The 18,594-nt window shown below is 66.2% G+C and carries 16 protein-coding genes and 1 pseudogene; 6 read left to right on the forward strand and 11 right to left on the reverse strand.

Annotation, left to right across the window (positions count from 1 at the left end):
• The 3 genes and pseudogenes from AO501_RS38360 to AO501_RS40310 all read left to right on the forward strand — a co-directional run.
• Window positions 1-189: pseudogene (locus tag AO501_RS38360) on the forward strand (hypothetical protein); the annotation flags it as partial.
• Between the two features lie 67 nt (window positions 190-256).
• On the forward strand, window positions 257-853 hold the full coding sequence (locus AO501_RS21905; protein ID WP_156452727.1) for a hypothetical protein: 597 nt from the start codon (window positions 257-259) through the stop codon (window positions 851-853).
• Window positions 854-1,917: 1,064 nt separating this feature from the next.
• On the forward strand, window positions 1,918-3,048 hold the full coding sequence (locus tag AO501_RS40310; RefSeq protein ID WP_269435185.1) for a DUF5632 domain-containing protein: 1,131 nt from the start codon (window positions 1,918-1,920) through the stop codon (window positions 3,046-3,048).
• Window positions 3,049-3,119: 71 nt separating this feature from the next.
• Here AO501_RS40310 and AO501_RS21915 read toward each other — a convergent pair whose 3' ends face one another.
• The gene (locus tag AO501_RS21915) at window positions 3,120-4,244 is read right to left on the reverse strand and encodes a M24 family metallopeptidase (protein WP_055579719.1); all 1,125 of its coding nucleotides are present in this window, start codon (window positions 4,242-4,244) and stop codon (window positions 3,120-3,122) included.
• 40 nt (window positions 4,245-4,284) lie between these two features.
• Between AO501_RS21915 and AO501_RS21920 the strand changes: the two genes are divergently transcribed.
• Window positions 4,285-5,235 (forward strand): 5'-3' exonuclease, encoded by a 951-nt coding sequence (locus AO501_RS21920; RefSeq protein ID WP_055579720.1) that lies wholly within the window; start codon window positions 4,285-4,287, stop codon window positions 5,233-5,235.
• A 1-nt stretch (window position 5,236) separates the two neighbouring features.
• Here the strand turns inward: AO501_RS21920 and AO501_RS21925 are convergent, their stop codons facing one another.
• The 7 genes from AO501_RS21925 to pafA form a co-directional block, all read right to left on the reverse strand.
• A complete protein-coding gene (locus AO501_RS21925) occupies window positions 5,237-5,950 on the reverse strand; it encodes a DUF4333 domain-containing protein (protein WP_055579721.1) in 714 nt (237 codons plus the stop codon).
• Between the two features lie 90 nt (window positions 5,951-6,040).
• Complete coding sequence (locus tag AO501_RS21930; RefSeq protein ID WP_055579722.1) at window positions 6,041-8,788, reverse strand: DEAD/DEAH box helicase; 2,748 nt, start codon at window positions 8,786-8,788, stop codon at window positions 6,041-6,043.
• Window positions 8,772-9,725, reverse strand: coding sequence for a twin-arginine translocase subunit TatC (gene tatC, locus AO501_RS21935; protein WP_156452729.1), 954 nt, complete (start codon window positions 9,723-9,725; stop codon window positions 8,772-8,774). Before tatC ends, AO501_RS21930 begins: the two co-directional genes overlap by 17 nt.
• Before the next feature lie 26 nt (window positions 9,726-9,751).
• Window positions 9,752-10,015 (reverse strand): Sec-independent protein translocase subunit TatA, encoded by a 264-nt coding sequence (gene tatA, locus AO501_RS21940; protein WP_055579724.1) that lies wholly within the window; start codon window positions 10,013-10,015, stop codon window positions 9,752-9,754.
• 100 nt (window positions 10,016-10,115) lie between these two features.
• Window positions 10,116-11,096, reverse strand: coding sequence for a helix-turn-helix transcriptional regulator (locus AO501_RS21945; protein WP_055579725.1), 981 nt, complete (start codon window positions 11,094-11,096; stop codon window positions 10,116-10,118).
• Complete coding sequence (locus AO501_RS21950) at window positions 11,093-12,091, reverse strand: helix-turn-helix transcriptional regulator (protein WP_055579726.1); 999 nt, start codon at window positions 12,089-12,091, stop codon at window positions 11,093-11,095. The genes AO501_RS21945 and AO501_RS21950 overlap by 4 nt, the downstream gene beginning before the upstream one ends.
• Window positions 12,092-12,108: 17 nt before the next feature.
• Complete coding sequence (gene pafA, locus AO501_RS21955; protein WP_120793091.1) at window positions 12,109-13,467, reverse strand: Pup--protein ligase; 1,359 nt, start codon at window positions 13,465-13,467, stop codon at window positions 12,109-12,111.
• 220 nt (window positions 13,468-13,687) lie between these two features.
• On the opposite strand from pafA, the gene AO501_RS21960 reads away from it, so the two are divergent.
• Together AO501_RS21960 and AO501_RS21965 are read left to right on the forward strand one after the other, a co-directional pair.
• A complete protein-coding gene (locus AO501_RS21960) occupies window positions 13,688-15,016 on the forward strand; it encodes a PP2C family protein-serine/threonine phosphatase (RefSeq protein WP_055579755.1) in 1,329 nt (442 codons plus the stop codon).
• An 84-nt stretch (window positions 15,017-15,100) separates the two neighbouring features.
• Entirely contained in the window at window positions 15,101-16,723 is a 1,623-nt protein-coding gene (locus tag AO501_RS21965) for a PPE family protein (RefSeq protein ID WP_055579728.1), read from the forward strand.
• Between the two features lie 6 nt (window positions 16,724-16,729).
• Here the strand turns inward: AO501_RS21965 and prcA are convergent, their stop codons facing one another.
• Genes prcA through AO501_RS21980 form a run of 3 tightly spaced genes read right to left on the reverse strand, consistent with a single transcriptional unit; the run spans window position 16,730 to window position 18,587 of the window.
• On the reverse strand, window positions 16,730-17,539 hold the full coding sequence (gene prcA, locus AO501_RS21970; protein WP_055579729.1) for a proteasome subunit alpha: 810 nt from the start codon (window positions 17,537-17,539) through the stop codon (window positions 16,730-16,732).
• On the reverse strand, window positions 17,536-18,396 hold the full coding sequence (gene prcB, locus AO501_RS21975) for a proteasome subunit beta (RefSeq protein WP_055579730.1): 861 nt from the start codon (window positions 18,394-18,396) through the stop codon (window positions 17,536-17,538). Before prcB ends, prcA begins: the two co-directional genes overlap by 4 nt.
• Window positions 18,393-18,587, reverse strand: coding sequence for a ubiquitin-like protein Pup (locus tag AO501_RS21980; protein ID WP_055579756.1), 195 nt, complete (start codon window positions 18,585-18,587; stop codon window positions 18,393-18,395). Before AO501_RS21980 ends, prcB begins: the two co-directional genes overlap by 4 nt.
• Window positions 18,588-18,594: the final 7 nt, after the last annotated feature.

An 18,594-nucleotide genomic window follows, 5' to 3' on the forward strand; every position in this document is an offset into this window, starting at 1 on the left:
GCGAGCGGTGAGGCCAAGCCTGACACCAAGCGCATCGTGGGGCCGACAGTGAAAAACGGGGCGCCGGTGCAGGGACGCATCACTGTTCCGCCGCCCGCGCCGGCGGTGACCAAGCATGTTGACGGCAAGCCGGTTGCTACGCGGCGGATTTCACTGCCGGACGTCAAGCGCGATGACGAGGGGCGCTGACGGGGCCGTCAGCAAATATCTATCGATGGTTTCTTGGGATTTATCTGCAGTTTATAGGCCCTGATGCTTGTTCGATCAGCAAATCCTGACTGGCGAATTTTCGCAGGAACGTTACGATCCACGCGTGTCGAATGTGCCTCCCCCGCAGCCTGCGCCACCAGCGTGGGCGGCAGCCCCGTCGTCTGCAGGTAGCCGTCCCTCGCGCGGGCTCGCGATCGTGTCGCTTGTGATTGCTTTCGTGGCGATCGGCATCGCTATCGGTGCCTGGTTCCGGCCGCTGCCGAAGAGTGAGCCTCCGCGGGCGCCGACGTACTCAAGTCAGGAGGTCGCGGACGCGAAGTCGAAGGTGTGCGCTGCTTTCGACAACGTGCACCAAGCGGTCCGGAATAATTTCGCAAGAGATCAAGGCACTGACCCTAACCAGCAGCTCGTCGTGGCGCTAGCCGGCCAGCAGGCGCTGACAGCCGGAAGCTTGTTCCTTCAGACAACATTGTCTAGGCAACCAGCGACCCCATCCGACCTTGCTGCGCAAGTCCAAAAGTTGATTGATGTTTTCCAAGGTCTTGCTATTGATTATCTCAATGGGCGCGGCAGTCCCGAGGTCGACTCGTCACTCCGAGAAGGAGACGCCGCTACTCTGGCGATCCAGGGAATCTGCAAGTGACCGGCTTTCCTCCGGGTAAATGGTCATGGCTTCTGATCGGTGATCAATGGCCGGATGATGCTGATCTGGCCGCACTCACGGACGCCCAAACAAACCGAAGCAACATCGCGGCTAATTTTCTGCGCTTTTCGGAAGCGTTGCGCAATGCCCAAATCGGACCGCTAGCCGAGCAGCAGGGACACACCGTAGAAGATCTGCGTACCCTTTGTCATCAGGGTGAGCAACATGCCAAGAGGGTGGCCGACAGAAATCGGCGTAAGCAGAAATCGTACGCAGACGCTTATAACAGTGTTTTGAATCTGCGACACGACCTGACGGCTTTGGTTGAGGAAGCCAATTGTGAGATCCAGGGAATCGAAGCTTCAAGAGAGCCTGAGGCTATAAAGACAACTCAGATAACGGCCGCCATACAACGATTTCGTGCGCTCGCCAACATGCTTTCAGCCAAATACTCCGCAAACATACTAGAAGCAATTCAACTGGTCCTAGACACAGACGAAACAGGTGAATCGGCACGTCAATTCACATCTTCGCAAGGCTTAGAGCTTAGTGAAATGTTTCGACAATCCCGTGACGGGAGCATTCTTCGGGACCAGGTAAGCGCGATGTTGTCTAAACCAGGTACCGCGGCCGGGATAGTCACCAAGCCAGTGCCAGGCTCAAAACTCTCTCTAGGAGCGGTAGAAGGCGCCGCCGAAACACCAGGTTCATTCCTAGGCACAGGCAGAAATTTCTCGCCGCCAGATTGCTCCCCGGCCCCGCAGGCAAATCGAAGCAACCCCGGCAGTGCACTGGGCATCCCAGCGCAGTACCACCCGCCATCTCAATCGCCTCTGGCCCCACCCCGATCTGCCGGAACCACTACAATCCCTGCGCCCCCTCCACCAGCGCAAACACCTGCGTTAGCGTCCCACTCGGGCGCAGGTGTATTGCCGCAGACTCCGCCGCCATCTGTGTCCAACCCAACTGCCGCCACGACAAGTGCCCTCTGGGCGCGATTGCCTGAACCTCCCCCCACCCCAACCATCTCCCCCACCGAACTAGCCCAAAGCTTCAACAAAGGCATGGAGTCGGGCGCGCCATTCTCGGCAGCCGCGCACGCAACGCCGTCTGTCCCGATCACATCGACCGAACCGCAGATTTCCCATGCCGCGCAGACAATCCCGTCCGCGGTCGCGAATCCACAGGTGCACGTTCCAGTAGTCGATTCCCCGCCGCCGGTACACCACGCGCCGCCCGCTGAAGCGCCATCTACTCCGATAGTCGCTGCACCACAACCAATTTCGCCGACCGTAACGCCGCAGGCCGTAGGTCCGTTGCCGACCTACGGTTCCGATTTACGGCCTCCCGTCGCGACAACGATCAACCCGCCGCCTCCACCGAGCGCACCGCTCCCCCCGTCGGCCACGCCATCTTCCGCGCCGGTGACGCCTTCTGCGGGCCAATCCTCCGCCAACCAGCCGGCTGTCGTGCGTCAATCCGTCCCCACAAGTACCCCGCTGCCCCCTTCAGCGCAAGGAACCCAGGCCGTCGCCGCCACCGCAACCGGAGCCGCGATCGGAACTGCTTCGGCCGATGCCACTGCGCGAAAACGATTGCAGCGCTTGATCAACGCCGTCGCCCGTCAACAACCTCGCCTGGCCTGGGCTGCCGGAGACCGCGCCGATAAGACGACCCTGCTGGTGACCGATCTGGCCAGCGGATGGATCCCTCCCGGCATCGACCTGCCGTCGGCGGTAACCCTGCTACCGCCGGCACGGCGCCGCGGCAACTTGGAAGCCCTACTCGGCGACGCCACCGTCACCGCCAGCTACACCCCGGTCCATCTCCTGCCCGACGACCTTGAACCGAACCCCACCTCATCGCGACCCCGGTCCGTCCCAGACGTCACCGACCTCGGCTGGGAACTCAGCCAAGCCACCCAGTGGCGCGACGGCTTACCACGATTGGCACACACCCTCGCTAAAGCGACCTCCGCCGGCACCGGCGTGCTGGACTCCGAGATCGACCTTCTGCGAGAGCATCTGGCAACGACAAGCAAGTGCGTCCTGGACAGTTATCCCGACCACGTCGACACCCACCAAGTGGGCAACTGGCAACTACTCGCTGCTATCGATGCCCTGGTGGGCGGCGACAGGGCGACCGCCAATTACCATCTCGCGTGGTTCCTTCAGGCACAGGTCACAAGTCCGTGATATCGCATGCGATATCGCTTTTCAGCCGGAGTCATGCCCCGGAATTCCGGTGCAGGTGTGACGGCTGAGGCCTACGAGACCGGCACCACGACGAGCTCATGCGGCTGGTTGTTGACCGACACCGCTCCGTCCGGCGTCACCACCACGATGTCCTCGATGCGAGCACCCCACCGCCCCGGAAAGTAAATGCCCGGCTCGATGGAAAACGCCATACCCGCGGCCAGCGGCAGTTCGTTGCCGGCAACGATGTAGGGCTCCTCATGCACACCCAATCCGATGCCATGCCCGGTGCGGTGCACGAAATACTCCGCCAAGCCGGCCTCGTCCAATACGTCGCGGGCCGCAGCATCGACCTGCGACGCCGTCACACCTGGGCGGACCATTTCGAACGCGGCGCGCTGAGCCCGCTGCAGAACCGAATATTGTTGAGCAACAGCAGAATCCGGCTCACCAATGCTGTAGGTGCGGGTCGAATCCGAGTGATAACCGGGCGCATACACACCGCCGATGTCGACGACGACGATGTCGCCCTGCGCCAGCACACGGTCCGAATAACCGTGATGCGGATCGGCGCCGTGCGGGCCTGACCCGACGATAACAAACGCCACCTCCGAATGCCCTTCTGCGACAATCGCTTCCGAGATATCAGCGGCGACCTCGGCCTCGGTCCGGCCCGGCACCAAGAACGAGGGCACCCGCGCGTGCACGCGGTCAATCGCGGCACCGGCCGCCCGCAGCGCGTCAATCTCGGCCGTCTCCTTGACCATCCGCAACTCCCGCAACACTTCGGTGGCGAGCACGGGCAATACACCCAACTCGGCAGCCAACGGCAACAGGTGCAAGGCCGGCATCCCGTCGGCCACCGCAACCGCGCCAGCCCCGCCCAGAGCACCGGAAACCAACGCATACGGGTTTTCCCCGTCGACCCAGTCCCGCACGCTCAAACCCAGTTCGAAGGCCGCCGAATCCTTCAATGACGCCAGCTCGAGCCGCGGCAGCACCACCGTCGGCTCGCCGGCGGCAGGGACCACCAAGGCAGTCAACCGCTCGAACGTCTCCGCGCGTGACCCGAGCAGATAGCGCAGGTCATAGCCCGGCGTGATCACCAGCCCGGCCAAGCCGGCCCGCGCCGCCAGCGAAGCTGCGGCACCCAGCCGTCGGGCGTACACCTCGGCCTCGAATCGGTCAGCGTCCATGGCAGCCAGGCTAACCGGACGGCCTGGCAGGATTGTCAGCATGCCCGCACCCCTGTTGTTGCTGGACGGCGCCAGCATGTGGTTTCGCTCGTACTTCGGCGTGCCCTCATCCATCAAGGCTCCCGACGGCAGACCGGTGAACGCCGTGCGCGGATTCATCGATTCCATGGCAGTGGTGATCACCCAGCACAAGCCGAGCAGGCTGGCCGTGTGCCTGGACCTGGACTGGCGCCCACAGTTCCGGGTGGACCTCATCCCCTCCTACAAAGCGCACCGCGTCGCCGAAGAAGAACCGGCCGGCGAACCTGACGTGGAAGAAGTTCCCGACGACCTCACCCCACAGGTCGACATGATCATGGAGTTGCTGGACGCCTTCGGAATCCCCACGGCCGGCGCCCCGGGCTTCGAGGCGGACGACGTGCTGGGAACCCTGGCCGCCCAGGAACGCAACGACCCGGTGGTGGTGGTCAGCGGAGACCGCGATCTGCTGCAGGTGGTCGCCGACGAACCCGTCCCCGTGAAGGTGCTCTACCTGGGCCGCGGCCTGTCCAAGGCCACCTTGTTCGGACCCGCCCAGGTCGCCGAACAGTACGGGGTCCCGGTCGACAGAGCCGGACCGGCCTACGCCGAACTCGCGTTGCTGCGCGGTGATCCGTCCGACGGCCTGCCGGGCGTGCCGGGCGTCGGCGAGAAGACCGCGGCCACGCTGCTCGCCCAGCATGGCTCCCTAAAGCAGATCGTGGCGGCGGCCGAAGACCCAAAGTCCAAGATGGCCAAGGGGTTACGCACCAAGTTGAAATCCGCGACCGACTACATCGAGGCGGCTGAAAAGGTGGTGCGCGTGGCCACGGACGCGCCGGTCACCATCTCCACACCTACCGACGAGCTGCCGCTGCACGCGGCCGACCCGAAGCGCACCGCCGACCTTGCCAACCGGTACGGCGTCGGATCCTCGATCTCTCGCCTGCAGAAAGCGCTCGACGCCCTGTGACTTACTGAGGCCTGCCGACCTCGTACGTGCCCTTGTCGTCCTGGAAGGTCACCGTCACGTGCTTGTTGGCGCCGTCGATGCTCACGGTGCAGTCGAACGTGCCGCCCTTCTTGACGACCGGATCCGAACCGCCGTTGCACTTGACATCCTTGACGTTCTTGGCGCCGTAGCCGTTGGTCTCGTCGGTCAGAATCGACTGCACATCGGTATTGGCCTTGTTGACGTTGAGCTTGGTGGTGACGAAGAACCCGGGCACGACGAAACCGAGCACCAGGATGACGATCACGAAAAGCAGCGCGATGCCGCCGATCACGGCGCCAAGGAAGGCTTTGGAACGCTTCTTGCCCTGCGGCGCCTGAGCGTAAGGCTGCTGCGGGTACTGGCCCGGCTGTCCGTACTGCTGTGGCTGACCGTACTGCTGCGGCTGACCGTACTGCTGTGGCTGACCGTACTGCTGCGGCTGACCGTACTGCGGGGTGGCGCCGTACTGGGTCGCCTGCGAACCGAGGTCTGAGCCATACCCCGGCGACTGCTGCGGGTATGCGGGATCAGCCGGCTGCTGGTATCCGGGATACTCGGCGGCGGGGTACGACTGGGCATGCCAGGTCGCGTCCTGACCCCCCGGCTGCTGCTGCCATGGCGAGCCCGCCACGGTCGGGTCCGAGGAACCCCCTGGCGGCTGCCATGACTGGTTTGGCCCCTGCGGTCCACTCATCGTTGCTCCTCAGTCTGATTTATCCTCGCCACCATCGGCCCCTGGTGGCCCCTGTACGCGTTCCGGATGTAACCGTAGCTCCGGCCTAGCCTACCCGGCGTCAACTGCGACGACGCCGCGCCGAATGTCATTGATAGCGCGCTTGGCCGTCGACCGCACGTCAGGGTCGGGCGCCGCGTTGCGCACCTGGTCCAGCAGGTCGAGCACCTGGCGGCACCAGCGCACGAAATCTCCTGCTGACAGCGGAGATCCCGACCCGTACGCATCGGCGGCCGCCAGCGTCGCGGCCAGGTCGCCGCTACGCGCCCAGCGGTAGATCACCTGGACGAAGCCGTCGTCGGGTTCGCGGGTTTGACCGATCCGATGGGTCTGCTCGTCGGCGCGTAACGCCGCGGATAACCGCGCGGTCTGCCCGAGCGCCTGCCGCAGCCGCGGCGTCGGCACATCAGTGCCGAAGGGCGCCCCCGGACCGTCACCGCCGCGGGCCTCGTAGAGCACGGCCGACACCACCGCGGCCAACTCGGCGGGTTTCAGCCCCGCCCACGCGCCGGTGCGCAGGCACTCTGCCACCAAAAGGTCGCTCTCGCTGTAGATCCGGGCCAGCAACCGGCCGTCATCGGTGACGTGCGGGTCCGTCGGCGGCCCCTGGATGAACTCGCGTTCGGTTAGCAGTCCGACGATCCGGTCGAAGGTGCGAGCCAGGGAGTTGGTGGCAGCGGCCACCTTTCGCTGCAGCTGCGCGTTGTCGCGTTCGATGCGCAGGTAGCGTTCGGCCTGGCGGACCTGCTCCTCCAGACCGGGGGAATTATGGGAAGGGTGCCGGCGCAGCTGCTCGCGCAACGACGTCAGCTCCGGGTCGTAATGGGAATCGTCCTTCGGACGCCGGCCTGCCGGAATCGTCAGGCCCTCCACCGCTGAGCGCAGCGCGGAGGCCAGGTCACGGCGCACCCGCGGCTGGCGGTGTTCGACCCGCTTGGGCAGCGTCATCGACCCGACCGGGGGCGTTGCACCCGAATAGTCGGCCGACGAGATGCGGCCGGCCCAGCGATGTTCGGTCAGCACCAGGGGTCGCGGGTCGTCGCGGTCGCGTGCGGATTCCAGGACCACCGCCAGCCCACCCCGCCGCCCGTGGTTGATGTTGATGATGTCACCGCGCTTGAGGGCAGCCAGGGCATCACTGGCCGCCTGCCGTCGGTGCAGTCTGGACGCGCGGGCCTGGGACCGTTCCACCTCGCTGATCTGTGCCCGCAACCGGGCATATTCGAGGACCGGAGCCTCATGCCCGCCCAACTCGGCCGCGATCTCGTCGAGCATCGTTTTGCCGCGGTCGATGCCGCGCACCAGACCGACGACGGAACGGTCCGCCTGATACTGGGCGAACGACTGCTCGAGCAGCCGGTGCGCCTGTTCCGGGCCCAGCTGGTGCACCAGGTTAATCGTCATGTTGTAGGACGGCGCGAACGAGCTGCGGAGCGGGAACGTGCGGGTCGATGCCAGGCCGGCGACCTCCGACGGCTCGACGTCCGGGTGCCACAGCACGACCGCGTGGCCCTCGATGTCGATTCCCCGGCGCCCGGCACGCCCGGTCAGCTGGGTGTACTCCCCCGGGGTCAGCGGCACATGCTGCTCACCATTGAACTTGACCAGCTTCTCCAGCACGACCGTGCGGGCGGGCATGTTGATGCCCAGCGCCAGCGTTTCGGTCGCGAAGACCGCCCGGATCAACCCGGCCGTGAAGAGCTCCTCCACGGTGTGCCGGAAGGCCGGCAGCATGCCGGCGTGGTGGGCGGCGATGCCGCGCAACAACCCCTCGCGCCACTCGTAGTAGCCGAGCACGGCCAGGTCGGCATCGGCCAGATCTCCGCAGCGGTGCTCGATGACCTCGGCGATCTGCGCGCGTTCCTGCTCGGTGGTCAGCTTCAGCGGCGAGCGCAGGCACTGCTGCACCGCGGCGTCGCAGCCGGCCCGGGAGAAGACGAAGGTGATGGCAGGCAGCAACCCGGCCGAGTCCAGGGCTGCGATGACGTCCGGACGCGCCGGCGGCCGGTAGAAGCGCGGCCGGGCGGGGCGTCCGGGATTGCGCCGGCGCGGCTGCCAGTCCGACATCCGGTCGGCCTCACGGCGGTTTGCGATGTGGCGCAGGAGTTCGGGGTTGACGTGCGGCTTGTCCTTGGCGGCGCCGTCGGAGCGATAGTCGAACAGGTCGAACATCCGCTTGCCGACCAGGACGTGTTGCCACAACGGCACCGGTCGGTGCTCGTCGACAACCACCGTGGTGTCGCCGCGCACCGTCTGTATCCAGCCGCCGAACTCCTCGGCGTTGCTCACCGTCGCCGACAGGCTGACCAGACGCACCTCTTCGGGCAGGTGCAGGATGACTTCCTCCCACACCGGACCGCGCATCCGGTCGGCCAGGAAATGCACCTCATCCATCACCACGTGCGAAAGACCTTGCAGTGCAGCCGAATCCGCGTAGAGCATGTTACGCAGCACCTCGGTGGTCATGACCACCACCGGGGCGTCGGCATTGACGGACAGGTCACCGGTCAGCAGCCCGATCTTGTACTTGCCGTAACGCACCGTCAGATCGGTGTGCTTCTGGTTGCTCAACGCCTTCAGCGGCGTGGTGTAGAAACATTTGCCGCCACCCGCCAGCGCCAGGTGCACGGCGAATTCACCGACGACCGTCTTACCCGCACCGGTCGGGGCGCAGACCAGCACCCCGTGACCGCCTTCCAGGGCGGCGCAGGCCCGCCGCTGGAAGTCGTCAAGGGGGAACGCCAGCTCGGCCGCGAACCGGGCCAGCTCGGGCAGGCCGATCTCAGGTGACGTCGTCATGCGTTCCGCCGATCACCGACGGCGCCGGTATCGGCGAAGGTGGTTCGATGACCGATGCCTCGTCATCGGGGATTGCGGCGGCTTCCCGCTTGGCCTTCCGCTTGTCGTGTATCCGGGCGATCTGGATGGCGAATTCCAGCAGCACGGTCAGGGCCAGACCGAGCGCGGTCATCGAGAACGGGTCGGACCCCGGCGTGAACACCGCGGCGAACAGGAACATCGCGAAGATCAGCCCGCGGCGCCAGGCCTTGAGCCGCTCGTAGGTCAGCATGCCGGCGACGTTGAGCATCACGATCAACAAGGGAAATTCGAAGCTGACTCCGAACACCACCAGCAGATTGATCAGGAAGCCGAAGTACCGGTCGCCCGACAGCGCGGTCACCTGCACGTCGCTGCCGACGGTCAGCAAGAAGCCCAGAGCCTTGGCCAGCACCAGGTAGGCGAGGACGGCGCCCGCGACGAACAGCAAAACCGCCGGGATCACGAACGCCACCGCGAAGCGGCGCTCCTTCTTGTAGAGGCCGGGGGTGATGAACGCCCACAATTCGTAGAACCACACCGGGCACGCCAAGACGACCCCGGCCGTCATCCCGACCTTGAGCCGCAGCATGAACTGGTCGAACGGCGCGGTGGCCAGCAGCCGGCACTGGCCGTCCGCGCTGATACTCGCCCGCGCCGACTGCGGCAGCGCGCAGTAGGGGTGCCGCAGCCACTCGCCCAGGCTCTCCATTCCGAAGACCGGGTGCGAGTACCAGATGAAGCCGAACGCCGTCGTGACCACGATCGCGGCCATCGAAATCAACAACCGGGTGCGCAGTTCGGTCAGATGGTCGACCAGCGACATCGTCCCGTCAGGGTTGACCCGGCTGCGCCGATTGCGCGGGTTGAGGCGTTTGAGAGGACCAAAAGCGCGCGCTGAAACCCTGGGACCTTTCACGACATTCGGTCAGAAGTGGGGACGGACTACGCCGGCCGCGCCTCGGTGTGGCCCTGCTCGGCAGGGGCTGGCGGCTCGACACGCTGAGACTGCACCGGGGTGGGGGCCGCAGCAGGGGTCTCGATCGAGGAGTCGGTTTTGTTCTCGCTCTGCAGCTCACGGACCTCGGACTTGAAGATGCGCAGCGACTTGCCCAGCGAGCGCGCCGCATCGGGAAGCCGCTTGGCACCGAACAGAACGATCACCACGACAGCGAGGATCAGCCAGTGCCACGGTTGAAGACTGCCCACTTTGATTACCTCCAGACGTTCACCCGATGCTACCGCAGCACGAGGGCCTGTCCGGGACGTGCGAACGGTTGCAGCGCCGCGCGCCGCTCGGCCCGCGCCGTCAGGCCTGTTCAGAGCTGTTTTGCACAGCTTGATAGGCCTCGACGCCCGCTACCGCGGCCGCGCGCACCCGCTGCGCGAGCGACTCCGGCGCCAGGACCTGCACGGCCGAACCGAGACCGAGAATCAGCCGGGTCATCCAGTCCTCGGAGGCGTAGGTCATGGTGACATCGCACGATCCATCGGGCAGCTCCCCGGCATCCCGCAGCGGGTAGTACTCGAACATCCACGACGCCGACGGGGCCAGTCGCAACGTCGCCGCCGGCAGCGCGGGGTCGCCGTCGAACAACGACGTATCGGGTGGCGACTGCAGCACCGGTTCCGGGGGCGCGGCCGGCTCGCCCAGTTCGGCGGCGTCGACGATCCGGTCGAAGCGGAAAAGACGGACCCCCTCCGCCTCGCGTGACCAGGCCTCCAGGTAGCTGTGGTCACCGACCAGCAGGACGCGGATGGGGTCGACGACGCGGCTGGTGAGCGAATCGTGCGAGGCGGCGTAGTAGTCAATGGTCAGGGCTCGCTTGCCGCGCACGGCGGCCCGCACGGTCGCGATCGCTCGGCTCTCCAGCGGGGCCGGTTCGTCGACGGCAGACGCGGCGTCGTCGTGCCCGGCGGCACCGGCCGCCGCCGCGATCTTGGCGATCGCACTGCGCGCCGCTTCCGGGTCGACCACGCCGGGAATGTCCGCCAACGCCCGCAGCGCAACGAGCAGTCCGGTGGCCTCCGGAGACGTCAGCTTGAGCGGCCGGTCGATGCCGGCGGAGAACGTGACCTTGACCGTGTCACCGGAGAACTCGAAGTCGATGAGATCGCCGGGGTCGTAGCCGGGCAGGCCGCACATCCAGAGCTGTTCGAGGTCTTTTTGCAGCTGGTCTTCGGAGACGCCGAGTTCAGCGGCCGCCTCGGCCTTGGTGATCCGGGGGTTGGCCTGCAGGTACGGAACCATGTTGAGCAGCCGGACCAGTCGGTCGGAGACGGGTGTCACGAGCGCTCCCCTGCCGCTCCCCGCAGCCTGGTCAGCACGTCCTCACGCAACGACGCCGGCTCCAGCACGATCGCGTCGGCTCCGTAGGCCGCGATCTCGCGGGCCAGCCGGTCGTTGAATCCGATGTCCAGTTCGAGCACCTCACCGTCGCGGCCGGCCAACTGCCGGGGCCCGATGGATCGTCCCGCGCGGCGTAGTGCTGTGGCACGACCCTCGGCAACCCACACCGTGGCCAGCGCTCCGGTCGGCCCCTCGGCGACCGCGTCGGCGACGACCTGATGCAGGTCGACGTCGTCAGGGACGGTGACCGCGCCGGGGTCGCCGATTGGTGTTACGTCGGCGCCGATGCGGGAGAGCCGGAAGGTCCGGGTGGCGTCGCGGTCGCGGTCATGGCCAACCAGGTACCAGCGTCCCTTGTCGGTGATGACGCCCCACGGTTCGACGGTGCGCGTGGCGTAGGGCGCCGAGCGCGACGGCCGATGCGGGAACTGTACGGCCTGCCGAGAATTGATGGCGGACAACAGGATTCCGAGGACCTCCTCGGATTCGCGCAACCCCGGCACGCCGGTCGGCGACGCGATCGACACCGACGCCCCGGTATCGACGGGGTCGACATCCACGCCGGCCGCACGCAGTTTGAGCAGCGCCCCCTGGGTGGCCGTGATCAACTCGGGCGACTTCCACAGTTGGGTGGCTACCGCGACCGCGGCCGCCTCCTCCCGAGTGAGGTCGACGGGCGGTAAAGCGTAGGCGTCGCGGTTGATGCGGTAACCCTCGGCGGGATTCAGGTTGGAGACCTTGCCGACTTCCAGCGGGATGCCCAGGTCACGCAACTCGTTCTTGTCGCGTTCGAACATCCGCGAAAACGCCTCCGCCGACGGGCTGTCGGCGTATCCCGCGACGCTTGACCTGATCTTGTCGGCGGTGATGTAGCCCCGGGTGGACAGCAGGGCGATGACCAGGTTGACCAGTCGCTCGACTTTGTTGATTGGCATCTGGTTCAGGTTAAGGGCTACATGCTCGCGATCAGTCGCTTGACCCGCTCGTCGACGGCCCGGAACGGGTCCTTGCACAGCACGGTGCGTTGCGCCTGGTCGTTGAGCTTGAGGTGCACCCAGTCGACGGTGAAGTCACGCCCGGCAGCCTGCGCGGCGCTGATGAACTCGCCACGCAACCTGGCACGGGTGGTCTGCGGCGGACGGTCGACGGCGTCGGCGATTTCCTCGTCGGTGGTCACCCGGGCCGCCAGGCCCTTGCGCTGCAGCAGGTCGAACACGCCGCGGCCCCGCTTGATGTCGTGGTACGCGAGGTCCAACTGAGCGATCTTGGCGTCCGAGAGCTCCATGTTGTATCGGTCCTGATAACGCTGGAACAGCTTGCGCTTGATCACCCAGTCGATCTCGGTGTCCACCTTCGCGAAATCCTGGCTCTCGACGGCGTCGAGCTGGCGACCCCACAGGTCGACCACCTGCTCGATCTGCGCGTTGGGTTCGCGGGTCTGCAGATGCTCGACGGCGCGGCTGTAGTACTCGCGCTGGATGTCCAGGGCGCTGGCCTGACGACCGCCGGCCAGGCGGACCGGTCTGCGACCGGTGGTGTCGTGGCTGACCTCGCGGATGGCGCGGATCGGGTTGTCCAGGGAGAAGTCGCGGAATGCGACCCCGGCTTCGATCATCTCGAGCACCAGCGCCGCGGTGCCCACCTTGAGCATGGTGGTGGTTTCGCACATGTTGGAGTCGCCGACGATGACGTGCAACCGTCGGTACTTCTCGGCGTCGGCGTGCGGCTCGTCGCGGGTGTTGATGATCGGCCGGCTGCGGGTGGTAGCGCTCGAGACGCCTTCCCAAATATGTTCGGCGCGTTGCGACAAACAGAACGTGGCGGCCTTGGGAGTCTGCAACACCTTGCCCGCCCCGCAGATGAGCTGACGGGTGACCAGGAACGGCAACAGCACATCGGAGATGCGGGAGAACTCGCCGGCCCGCACGATCAGATAGTTCTCGTGGCAGCCGTAGGAGTTGCCCGCCGAGTCGGTGTTGTTCTTGAACAGGTAGATGTCGCCGCCGATGCCCTCATCGGCGAGGCGCTGCTCGGCGTCGATCAGCAGGTCTTCGAGGACCCACTCCCCGGCGCGGTCATGGGTGACCAGCTGGACCAGGCTGTCGCATTCGGCGGTCGCGTACTCGGGGTGGCTGCCCACGTCGAGATACAAGCGTGCGCCATTCCGCAGGAAAACATTTGAGCTGCGACCCCACGACACCACCCGCCGGAAAAGGTAGCGGGCCACCTCGTCCGGAGACAGTCGGCGATGCCCGTGAAAGGTGCAGGTGACACCGAACTCAGTCTCGATGCCCATAATTCGTCGCTGCACGTAATCGAGGGTACTTGTTGTCGAATTGCAGCGGTGCGCAAGCCACGCCCGTGGGTGGTGACTGGTCGCTGAGACCGGCAGCTGCCGGGGTGGGCATTGGATATGATTGGCATGCCCCCTCGGGCAATCGGGGCGTCAGATGATCCTCCGGTGTGGAATGTGACGAACCATTTCAGAGAACCTGCGCTTAGAAGCGCTCCAGCGCTATCGCGTGCTCGACATGCCGCCAGATCGGCTGGTGGCGCGGATACCCGGATTAGCGGCCCGGTCCCTCGGCATGCCAATGGCGGCGGTGTCAATCGTCGCCGAGGACGACATCTTCCTCATCGCCACGCACGGCCCACCGGCCGTCGGGCACATACCGCGGGAGGAGGGGTTGTGCGCGTCAGCTGTGACGAACAGCGTGCCTTACGTTGTGCACGACGCGGCCTCTGATCCCCGCACCGCCGAAAACCGGTTTGTTCGCGCTCACCGAGTCAGGTTTTACGCGTGCGCTCCCATCGTGACCTTCGACGGATTCAGCCTCGGCACGGTCGCCGTGATGGATACCGATGTCCGCACGGTCTCGGACGAAAAGCTGTCGGTATTGCAGGACCTGGCGGCGATCGTGATGGAGCAACTCGACTTGCGGCTGGCGTCGCTGGACGCACTCGGGATGGAACGCGGTCTGCGCAGTGCCGCCGAAGACGCCCGCGACGACGCCCGGTTCCAGCGGTACCGGGCCCAGGAGGCGCGGGACGTTGCACAGCGCGAGCGCGATGACGCCCGGCAGGATCGCGATGTCGCTATCCGCGACCGCAACACCGCGGAGTATGACCGCGACCTGACGGAGGAATACGCTGCGGTGCTGCAGCAAACCTTGCTGCCGCCGATGCTGCCGACCGTCGAGGGCGCTTCCCTGGCCGCCCACTATCACCCGGCGTCCCCGCGCCGGGTCGGCGGAGATTTCTACGATGTGTTCGCCCTCGGCGACGACCGGTGGGCCTTCTTCATCGGCGATGTCGAAGGCCACGGGGTGGACGCCGCGGTGGTGACATCGCTGATCCGGTATACGTTGCGGTCTGCCGCTCTGCATTACAGCGACCCGATTGACGGGCTGGTGGAACTCAACGCGGTGCTGCTGCGTGAGCTGGATCCACGGCGCTTCTGTACGGTCCTGTTCGGGACCTTGCAGCGGCGCCCAGACGACCGGGGCTTCTCGATCACCATCGCCACCGGCGGTCACCCGCCGGCACTGTTGCTCGACCCTACGAGCGGCACGGCGGCCGAGGTGCGCTCCGACGAGGGAACCCTGGTCGGGCTGCGAGCGGACGCGAAGTTCCACACCTGTGACGTCATCCTGCACCCGGGCCAGACGCTGCTGTTCTATACCGACGGCATCGTCGAGGCCCGCCGCGGCGCGAAGCCGTTCAATGAGGGCAGCCTCGCTGCCTTCGCCGCCGAGCACGCCGGACCGGATGCTTCAAGCCTCATCGACGAACTGGCCACCCTGATCCCCAAGCTGGGTCCGCAGGACGACATCGCCCTGCTGGCTATCAGCGCCCACTAGAAACCGCACACCCTGGTATCGCCAGGACGAATCTAAAAGTTAGGCTGTCCGAAACTTTTACCGAGTCTTCGGAGGCCTGGCTGAATGACGGCGGCTGTCTGGATGGCCCTCCCACCCGAGGTGCACTCCGCGCTGTTGAGCCAGGGGCCGGGGCCAGGGCCTATATTGGCGGCCGCGGCGGCGTGGCGGTCCCTGAGCACCGAATACGCCGCCGCGGCTGACGAGGTCGGTGAACTGATGGCCACGCGGCCGGGCTGGTGGGAGGGTTCCGGCGCCGCAGCATGGACGGAGGCCCACGCGCCTTTTGCGGCGTGGTTACTGCAGGCCAGCGCGGACAGCGTCGCGCGCGCCGCGCAGCACGAGATGGTCGCGGTGGCGTACTCGGCCGCCTTGGCCGCCATGCCGACCCTGCCGGAACTGGCCGCCAACCACTTGATGCATGCCGCCTTGGTCACGACCAACTTCTTCGGGATCAACGCGATCCCGATCGCGCTCAATGAAGCCGACTACGTCCGGATGTGGATCCAGGCCGCGACCACGATGACCGTCTACGAAGCCGATTCGGCCGCGTCGGTCGCGTCGACCCCACTTGCGGTCCCTGCCCCGCAAATCCTGCGTTCTGCCGGGGCGGCGCAAGCTCAACCCGCAGCATCGCTCGATCCGGTGCGGGTTGCGCTCAACGCGCTCGAACCGGTCCTGAACAGCTTCGGCATCAACCCGCTGATTCGCAATCCGTTGGTCTCCAACGTCGTCACCTCGTTCATCGCGGACATTCTGGAGTACTTCGGCGTGTACTGGGACCCCGCCGCCGGAATGCTGAACGGACTCGATTACGAGTACTACGCCGACGCCACACAACCGATGTGGTACCTCGCTCGAGGCCTCGAACTGATCGGGGACTCCATGCAGATGTCGCAGAACCCGGCGCAGGCGCTGCAGTACATGGTGGCGCTCGCCATCTTCGACTGGCCCACTCACATAGCGCAGTTGGGCACCGCAATCAGCCAATCCCCGCTACTGCTGGCCGCGGCGGGCGGCGCAATGCTGGTGCCGGCCGCGTCGGCCGGGGGGTTGGCCGGGTTGGCCGGGTTGACCGCGGCACCTCCATCGGCTTCCGCTCTAGTCACGCTGCCTGGGCCTGCTGCGCCCAGCGCCTGGCCCGCGGCCGGGATGAGTGCCCCGCCACCCGCTGTGGGTGCCGCACCGACGAGTGCACCGGCGCCCACTCCTGCCCCGACAAACAGTCCCGCACCCGTCGGCACGGCGGCCCCCACTCCGCCCGCGCCGGGAGCCGGCTTCGCGCCTCCCTATGCGGTCGCACCTCCTGGTCTCGGATTCGGTTCCGGTATGGCGGCGAGCGCCGGCGCAAGTGCCAGGAAAAAGGCGTCCGAGCCGGAGCAAGCTCCGGCCGCGGATGAGGCCCGGGCCGCAGAACGCCGTCGGGCACGGGCGCGGCAACGCGCGCGCACCACCCAGCGTCAACCCGGCGACGAGTATATGGATATGGGCGTCGACGTCGACCCGGACTGGGACGAACCGCCCGGCAGCGTCGTCTCGACGGCGTCACATCACGGTGCTGAGCGGTTCGGATTGGCCGGCACAGTCAGCCGGGATACAGCGACCGAGGCTGCCGGCTTGGCGAGGCTGAGCCACAGCGAATTCGGTGATGGCCCGACTACGCCGATGCTGCCGAGCAGCTGGCGGTAACGGAGGCTAAGCCGACGAGTCGCCGTTCGGCTCGGCTTGTTTCTCCGGGGTTTCCGGCTGCTCCGCACCCTCTGAGGACTCCTCGGCGGCCGCCTTGCCGGACTCCCCGTCCTGCAGCAGCGATTCCAGGGTCGCCCGGTTGATCCGGCGGAATGCCCGCCGCGGACGGTTGGCGTCCAGGATCGCGACTTCCAGACTGGCCACGTCCAGAGAGGGCTGGCCGTTGGTTGCGTTGTCGCTGCTGTTGGCCCGCAACGCGTTGACCGCCACCTTCAACGCATCGCCCAGGTCGGCGTTCTCGGTGTAGGACTCCTTGAGCGCGTTGATGATCGGTTCGGTCGTACCACCCATCACCACGTAATGCGGCTCGTCGGCGATCGACCCGTCGTAGGTGATCCGGTAGAGCTCAGGGGCTTTCGTCTCGCCGTAGTGCGCCACCTCGGCCACGCACAACTCGACCTCGTACGGTTTGGCCTGTTCGGTGAAGATGCTGCCCAGCGTCTGCGCGTAAACGTTGGCCAGCTGGCGCCCCGTGACATCGCGGCGGTCATAGGCGTAGCCGCGGGTGTCGGCGAATTGGATTCCACCGCGACGCAAGTTGTCGAACTCGTTGAATTTGCCGGCCGCCGCGAACCCCACCCGGTCGTAGAGTTCGCTGATCTTCTGCAGCGACCGCGACGGGTTCTCCGCCACGAACAGCACGCCGCCGGAGTAGGCCAGGACGACGACGCTGCGGCCGCGGGCGATGCCTTTCCGCGCGAGCTCGCTGCGCTCGCGCATCGCCTGCTCAGGCGAGATGAAATACGGGAAGCTCACTTCTCACCGCCGTCAGGGCCGAAAGTGTCTGCGCGCGAACGAGTTTCGATGACGCCCCGGGCCAGCTCGGCAATGCGCCGCTCCGGGATCTCCATCGCCCCGTCGGCGTCGATGGTGACCGCGGTCGGGTAGATACCGCGAACCAGGTCCGGTCCGCCGGTGGCGGAGTCGTCGTCGGCGGCGTCATAGAGCGCCTCCACCGCCACACGGAGTGCCGAATCCGCGTCGGACACTTGGGAATACAGCTTCTTGATCGACGACTTCGCGAAAATCGACCCCGACCCCACCGACTGATATCCCTCTTCCTCGATGTTCCAGCCGCCTGCGGCGTCGAAGGAGACGATGCGCCCGGCTGATTCGGCATCGGCGGCGTGGATGTCGTACCCGACCAGCAACGGCAGCGCCACCAGGCCCTGCATCGCGGCCGGCAGATTGCCGCGGACCATGATGGCCAGGCGGTTCACCTTGCCGGCGAAGGTCAGGGGTACGCCTTCGAGCTTTTCGTAGTGTTCGAGTTCGACGGCGTAGAGCCGGGCGAATTCGACTGCGATCGCCGCGGTGCCGGCGATGCCCGTGGCGGTGTAGTCGTCGGTGATGTAGACCTTGCGGACATCACGGCCGGCGATCATGTTGCCCTGCGTCGAGCGGCGGTCGCCGGCGATCAGGACACCACCGGGATACTTCAGCGCCACAATTGTGGTGCCATGCGGCAACTGGTCACCCACGGTTGCGCTGCTGAGGCTCGCGGGCAGCAGATCAGGGGCCTGGCGACGCAAGAAGTCAGCGAACGACGACAGGTCTACGGATCCGGGTTGAGCTGAATTGAGGGACAGGCGATCGGGAAACGACCAGGTCACTGGCCGCCCTTTTGGACGTAAGCGCGCACAAAGTCCTCGGCGTTCTCTTCCAGGACATCGTCAATCTCGTCGAGCAGATCGTCGGTCTCCTCGGTCAGCTTCTCTCGACGCTCCTGGCCTGCTGCCGTCGCACCGGTGATGTCGTCGTCGTCGCCGCCACCGCCACCGCGTTTAGTCTGCTCCTGCGCCATCGCCGCC

Origin of the sequence: Mycobacterium gordonae (genome assembly GCF_001417955.2) — a bacterium.
Taxonomy (GTDB): domain Bacteria; phylum Actinomycetota; class Actinomycetes; order Mycobacteriales; family Mycobacteriaceae; genus Mycobacterium; species Mycobacterium gordonae_B.